Source organism: Motilibacter deserti (genome assembly GCF_011250635.1).
Classification (GTDB): domain Bacteria; phylum Actinomycetota; class Actinomycetes; order Motilibacterales; family Motilibacteraceae; genus Motilibacter_A; species Motilibacter_A deserti.
On the sequence record NZ_JAANNP010000151.1, the window covers coordinates 1 to 3,426 of the forward strand.

A 3,426-nucleotide genomic window follows, 5' to 3' on the forward strand; every position below is an offset into this window, starting at 1 on the left:
GGCGGGCGTGCCGGTCCGGAGGAACCGGGCGAACCCGCCGCGGTGCGCGGCGGCGAGGCGCGCCGGCAGGATCGTCGCGCTCAGCGTCAGGCCGATGGCCTCGTGGGCGGTCCAGCCGAACATCCGCTCGGCAGCCGGGTTCCACGTCGTGATCCGCTCGTCCTCGTCGACCGCGACGAACGCGTCACTCGTGGCGCTCAGGACGTGGCGCAGCTCAATGTCGCGAGCGGCCAGCTGCGCCTGCATCGCATGCGCCGCCTGCAACTGCTCGTACTGCCGCGTGAGGGTGACCGCGTGGGCCCGCACCCGGGCGTACAGGGTCGTGATCTCCCGCAGCAGGGAGGCGAGGACGGCGAGCGCGGCGGCCAGCGCCAGCAGCCGGGCGGCGTACCAGCCGGTCGTGAAGCGGCCGGTCGCCCAGAGCGTGAGCACGACGTCGCCGCAGGAGGCGACGACGGCCACGACGGCCCACGTCTCGAGCCCCCGCTGCCTGCGGCGCAGGACTCCGAGGACGGAGACGAGCAGCGCGACGACGTTGACGGCGACGATCCAGGGCCCGAAGCGGTCGGTGAGCACGGCGTAGCTGCCGTTGTGGATGATCACCGGCAGGTGGCTGGCGCCCGCCGTCACGAGCCACGTGGCTCCCCCCGCCACGACGGTGAGGACGACCAGGCTGCCGGCTGCGAGCGAGCGACGGTGCCGCACGCTGTCGAGCGCGTTCTCGAGGCGGGCGGGCCACGGTGCCAGCGAGAGGCCGATCAGCGCGGGAAGCCCGACGTGCCAGGCCGTCCAGAGCCAGGGCGCGCTGCTGGGCGTGGCGCCGAGCAGCCCGTGCGGCGTGAAGAGCCCGGAGAACACCAGCGCGTGGGGGACGATCACGAGCGCGGACCACGCGTAGGCCCAGGAGAGAGCCAGGAGCCGTGCGCGTCCGCCGGCGAGGTACTGGCTCAGCAGCAGCACGACCGTGATGAGGTCGAAGGCGAGGACGGTGGCCAGGAACCCGGGCATGAAGGCCGGCACCTGCCCGAGGGGCTCGTCCGCACCGTGCAGGATGACGGCGACGACCAGGGGCACGGCACTGGCGGACGCGAGCGGCATCACCCCGACCCGGGCTTCAGGCACCTCTGGCTCTCGTGCGGACACGACGGTGCTCATCGGACGGGGCCGCCGCGGTCTTAGCCGAACCGCCGGCAGGCTCGCCACCTCAAGCGCAGGGGCGGCCTGCCGATGCACGGCGGGTGACTCCAGCAGAGCCCGTCGACGCTCCCGCCGCAGCCCGGGACGCCGCTGCCGTCGTACCCGCGCGGTCGGTCGCCGACTTCACCTCGGCCGCCCGCGCGACGCTCGAGCGGTTGCACGCGCGGCTCGGGATGGACATGTGGGCGGTGTCCCGCCGCGACGGCGAGGACTACGTGGTCCTGTCCGCCCTCGACGCCGGAGCGGTCGGCGTCGCCGCTCACGACGTGCTGGCGTGGCGGGACACCTTCTGCGCCGCGAGCATCGCCGGCGAGGCGCCGCGGTTCGCCGTGCAGGTCGACGACGTGCCCGGCTGGCAGCACGCGCGCGCCGCCACGGGCCTGCCCTTCACCTCCTACCTGACGGTCCCGATGCCCGGTCCCGACGGAGAGCTCCTCGGGACGGTCTGTGCCGGGTCGCGCGCGCCGGTCGACCCGGCGATGGCCCTGCAGCTGCCCGACGTGGAGCTCGCCGCCGAGCTGCTGGGGACGCTGCTCGCGTACGAGGTGCGCCTCGAGCAGGAGGCACGCCGCGCCGAGCAGGCCGAGGACGCCGCCGAGCAGGACGCGTTGACCCGGCTGGCGAACCGCCGTGCCTGGGACCGCGCGCTGGAGGGCGAGGAGTCCCGCGCCCGCCGGCTCGGGCTCACCGCGTCGGTCATCGTGCTCGACCTCGACGGATTGAAGGCCGTCAACGACACCGGCGGCCACATCGAGGGCGACGCGCTGCTCGTCCGAGCCGCCGACGTGCTCCGCCGCCAGTTCCGGGCCGACGACCTCGTCGCCCGGCTCGGCGGTGACGAGTTCGCCGTGCTGCTGCCCGGCGCCTCCGCCGCGGCCGTCGTCAACGTCATCGACCGGCTGCGCAGGAGCCTCCACGACGCCGACGTGCACGCCTCGATCGGCGCGGCCACCCGGCGCGCTGCGACCGGCCTCGTCGAGACCTGGCGCCGGGCCGATGCCGCGATGTACGCGGACAAGGCCACGCGCGCCGCCGGCCTGCGCCCGACGCGAGGGGCACGCGGCTCCACGCCCAGCCCTGACGCTCGCCGCTCGACGGGCTCGGCCTGCGACGGGACGAGCGCCCAGGGGCAGATTCAGCGGCTGCTCGACTCCGCTCGTCGCCAGCTGGGCATGGACGCCGCCGTCCTCGGCAGGTTCGAGGGGGACACGTGGGCGGTCCGGCACCTGGCGACGCGGGCCGACGTCCCGGCCCCGCACGGCTTCACCTGGGACCGGGCCGGGACCTACTGCCAGCGTGTGCTCGACGGACGGCTCGCGCCCGTCGTCCCGGACGCGACCGCAAACCCCGCCACCCGCGACCTGGAGATCACCAGAGCGCTCGGCATCGGGGCCTACGTCGGCGTGCCCGTTCGCCTTCGTGACGGCACCGACTACGGCGTGCTGTGCGCGCTGTCCACCGAGGCCCAGCCCGAGCTGCGCCCGCGCGACGCCAGCGTCCTGGAGATCCTGGCCGAGGCGCTCGGGGAGCTCGTCACGCGCGACGAGGAGCAGGCGGCCGAGCGCGGCGCGGTCCTGGCGCGGCTGGACGACCTGCACAGCGCCGGCGGTCCCCGGACGGTGTACCAGCCGATCATCGAGCTCGAGCGCCTGCAGGTCGCCGGCGTCGAGGCGCTCAGCCGCTTCCCCACCGGCGCGCCGGACAGCTGGTTCGCGGACGCTGCCCGCGTCGGCGCCTCCGAGCGGCTCGAGCTCGCCGCCGTCCGCGCCGCCCTTGCGCACCGCCCGGACACACGCGGGTTCGTCTCCATCAACGTCTCACCGTCGATCGCCGCTTCGCCCGCACTGGGCCGGGCACTCGAGGGACAGACCCTCGACGCGCTCGTGCTCGAGCTCACCGAGCACGAGCGGGTGGAGGACTACCGGGCACTGCTCGCTCACCTCGCGCCGCTGCGGGAACGTGGGCTGCGGATCGCCGTCGACGATGCGGGCGCGGGGTTCGCCAGCATGCGGCACGTCCTCGCGCTCGCTCCCGAGCTCATCAAGCTCGACATGACCCTCATCCGCGACGTGCACAAGGACCCGACCCGCCGCGCGCTCGCCGCTGCCCTCACCACGTTCGCCCGCCACACCGGGGCCAGCCTCGTCGCCGAAGGGATCGAGACCGCGGAGGAGCTGGACTGCCTTCGCACCCTCGGCGTGACGCACGGCCAGGGCTACTACCTGGGTC

General features: G+C 74.8%; 2 protein-coding genes. One reads left to right on the plus strand and one right to left on the minus strand.

The genetic code is table 11. The features are described from left to right. Positions 1-1,143: MASE4 domain-containing protein (locus G9H71_RS21595; protein ID WP_331273186.1), on the minus strand; the 1,143-nt coding region annotated here is incomplete at its 3' end. Between the two features lie 95 nt (positions 1,144-1,238). Between G9H71_RS21595 and G9H71_RS21600 the strand changes: the two genes are divergently transcribed. Next, positions 1,239-3,426 (plus strand): EAL domain-containing protein (locus tag G9H71_RS21600; protein ID WP_166284835.1); only part of this gene is annotated, 2,188 nt, incomplete at its 3' end.